This window comes from Streptomyces niphimycinicus, assembly GCF_018883605.1.
GTDB classification, from domain to species: Bacteria; Actinomycetota; Actinomycetes; order Streptomycetales; family Streptomycetaceae; genus Streptomyces; species Streptomyces niphimycinicus.
Map to the genome: position 1 here is coordinate 1 of NZ_JAHLEM010000266.1, position 3,121 is coordinate 3,121.

The 3,121-nt window shown below is 70.4% G+C and carries 2 protein-coding genes and 2 pseudogenes; 1 reads left to right on the top strand and 3 read right to left on the bottom strand.

The genetic code is table 11. The features are described from left to right. Nucleotides 1-96 precede the first annotated feature (96 nt). Nucleotides 97-230: pseudogene (locus tag KN815_RS52590) on the bottom strand (IS110 family transposase); the annotation flags it as partial. A 236-nt stretch (nt 231-466) separates the two neighbouring features. On the opposite strand from KN815_RS52590, the pseudogene KN815_RS23590 reads away from it, so the two are divergent. Beyond that, nucleotides 467-1,035 (top strand): annotated as a pseudogene (locus KN815_RS23590) (enolase C-terminal domain-like protein). A 66-nt stretch (nt 1,036-1,101) separates the two neighbouring features. On the opposite strand, the gene KN815_RS23595 reads toward KN815_RS23590, so the two are convergent. Next, a complete protein-coding gene (locus KN815_RS23595; protein WP_216343936.1) occupies nt 1,102-2,034 on the bottom strand; it encodes a carbohydrate ABC transporter permease in 933 nt (310 codons plus the stop codon). Further along, a partial coding sequence (locus KN815_RS23600; RefSeq protein ID WP_372458446.1) for a carbohydrate ABC transporter permease occupies nt 2,031-3,121 on the bottom strand: 1,091 nt, incomplete at its 5' end. The genes KN815_RS23600 and KN815_RS23595, both read right to left, overlap by 4 nt.

Below are 3,121 nucleotides of genomic sequence, written 5' to 3' on the forward strand. Positions count from 1 at the left end.
GACACCAGGTCAGCTACCTGCCTAAGCTCCCGCACCAGTGACATCACAACGAGAAATATGAATGGACATTGAAATGAGACTCAGCAGGCGTGATGCCCGCTTGCGACCGGCCCGCTTGAGCGCGCCCTCCATCTGCGTGCGGGTCAGCCGCGCCGCCCGAGCCGGCGTCGGGGCCGCCTTCAGAAGCTCCCGGGCTCGGGTCGGCACAGGCCAATGGTGCCGTTCTTCCACGGCTACCCCGGCTACGCCGCCATCGCCGCCCTGGACATCGCCTGCCGGGACACCACGGGCTCCACCGGCCACTCGCTCACCGACCTGCTAGGCGCGGCGGTACGCGGCACCATCCCGCTCACCGCACTCGTCACCCGCGCCGACGGCCCCGCCCCGGAGGCCCTCGCCGAACACGCCACCCGGGTGGTGGCCGAAGGGCTGCTTCCGGGCGGTCAAGCTCAAGGGCACCGGCGATGTGGACGGCGACGTCGCCAACTTCCGCGCGCTGCGTGCCGCGCTGCCGGACACCGAGCTGCGCGTCGCCCCCAACACCGCCTGGTCGAGGAGCTGGACCTGGAGTATCTGGAGGACCCGTGCCCCGGCATCGAGGGCATGGGCCAGGTGCGGACCAAGGTGCGCATCCCGCTGTGCACGAACATGTGTGTCGTCCGCTTCGAGGACTTCGCCCCGGCGGTACGGCTGGGCGCGGTGGACGTCGTCCACGGCGATGTCCACAAGTGGGGCGGCATCGCGCCGCTCAAGGCCCTCACCGCCCACTGCGAGACCTTCGGCCTCGGCACGAACCTGCACAGCGGCGGCGAACCCGGCATCGCCACCGCCGCCCATCCCGACGTGGTCGCCAGCACTCCGTCGCTCAGCCGCGCCGGCGACAGCATGTACTACCCGCACGCCGATGACATCGCCGACCCGATCCCGCTCATAGACGGCCGCCTAGCCGTCCCGCAGGGCCCGGGCCTGGGCGTGCGCGTCGACGAGGAGAAGCTGCGGCACTACTCGGCGGTGAACGAACGGGAGGCGATCTGACGGGATGACGTCTGCGCCGGGCCGAACGCGAGGCACGTGACCGGGCAGGTCGCGAGCGGGGCGAGGCTACTCCTTGACCGCCCCCGAGTTCGCCCCCTGCACGAAGTAGCGTTGGAAGCAGAAGAACAGCGCCGCGACCGGCACGGTCGCCAGCAGGGCCGCCGCCAGCTTCAGCGGGTACTGCGTACCGCCGCCCAGCCCGCCCGAGACAAATCGCGCGAGCCCGGTCGTCAACGTCTCGTACTGGCCGGACTGCGTGGCCACCAGGAAGTGGGTGAACTCGTTCCACGAGCCCTGGAACGCCAGGATCGTCAGGGTGATCAGCGCGGGCCGGGCCATCGGCAGCACCACCGACCAGAAGGTCCGGATCACCCCGGCGCCGTCCACCCGTGCGGCCTCCTCGACCTCCCGGGGGATCGACTCGAAGAACTGCTTCATGATGAAGATCCCGGCCGCGTCCACCATCAGCGGAAGGATCATGCCGGTGTAGGTGTCGAACAGCCCGAAGGCGTTGAGCACCAGGAACTTCGGGATCAGCAACGCCACCGGGGGCACCGCCATCACCGCGAGCACGAAGGCGAACAACAGCGAGCGGCCCGGGAAGCGCAGCCGCGCCAGCGCGTATCCCGCCATCGAGTTGAACAGCACCCGCCCGGCGGTGACCAGGACCGCGACAAACGCCGAGTTGCCCAGCCAGCGCAGGAACGGCACCCCGTCCCCGGCCTGGCTCAGCCCGAACAGCCGCTGGTAGGCGGCGGTCGTCGGGGTGATGGGCACCAGTGCGAGCGGATGCGCCGCCGCATCCGGGTCCGTCTTGAACCCGGTCACCAACTGGAGCGCGAACGGCAGCAGGTACAGCAGTGCGGCCCCCACCACCAGCGCGTATCCCAGCACCCGCAGCGGCAGCGGGAACCGGCCGAGCACCGGGCGCCCCCGCGCCGGGGCGGAGGCCTTGGCCTTGGCCTTGGCCTTGGGGACAGCCGTGGCCGTGGCGTTCATCGATTCCTCCCGGGGCGGGGACCGCGCTCCCGCAGCGCCCAGCGCTGCAGGGCGGTAAGGAAGAGGATCAGCACGAGCAGGATGAAGGCGATGGCCGCGCCCTGCCCGAAGTCGGCGCCGTCGAAGGCCGTCGAGTACGACAGGAAGGCCGGCGTCAGCGTCGTGTTGCCCGGAGCGCCCTGGCCCATCACATACACCTGGTCGAAGACCTGCCAGGTGGCGATCGTCCCCAGGGTGAGGACGAGGAAGAGCACCGGCCGCAGCGCGGGCAGCGTGATGTAGCGCAGCATCTGGCGGCGGTTCACGCCCTCGATGGCGGCGGCCTCCTCCAGCTCGCGGGGGATGTCCTGGAGGGCCGCGAGGAAGATCAGCATGAAGGTGCCGGAGGTCGTCCACACGGCCAGCAGGATGATCGTGCACATCGCGACGGACGGACCGGACAGCCACTCGTACCAGGAAAGGCCCATGAAGGAGTGGTCTGCCAGCACACCCGGGGGGTGGGCGGGGTCGACGATCCCCAGGCCGCCGAGCAGCGTCGAGAGCACCCCGCGCGGGTCGGCGAACCAGTTGGGGCCCTTCACTCCGATCCAGGACAGTAGCGTGTTGACGGCGCCACTGCCCTGGAAGAGGAAGAGGAAGACGGTGGAGACCGCGATCGAGCTGGTGACCGACGGGAAGAAGAACGTGGTGCGCAGGGCGCCCCGGGCGCGCAGCAGCCGCTGGTTGACGATCAGCGCCAGCAGCAGCGCGAGGCTGGTCTGCAGCGGCACGGTCAGCGCCACGTAGTAGACGTTGTTGCGCAGCGAGGTCGCGAAGAGGGTGCGGTCGAGGCCGTCCTCGGTGAGCAGCGTCCGGTAGTTGTCCAGGCCCACGAACTTCGCCTGCCCGGTGAACGGGTTGGACTGCCCGTCCCAGTCCAGCAGGCTGACCCACAAGGCCATCAGGATCGGCAGCACCAGGAACAGGCCGAGGATCAGCACCATGGGGCTGACGAACAGCCAGCCCCAGGCGCCTTCGCCGCGGCGGCGCCCCGCGGGCGGGGTGTTCGGGGTGCGGGGCGCCGCCTTGGGGCCGGACCCGCCGGGCG

What these genes read in the sequence shown, in the direction of transcription:
- KN815_RS23595 (WP_216343936.1), bottom strand. Translation starts at nt 2,034, where the DNA reads ATGAACGCCACGGCCACGGCTGTCCCCAAGGCCAAGGCCAAGGCCAAG.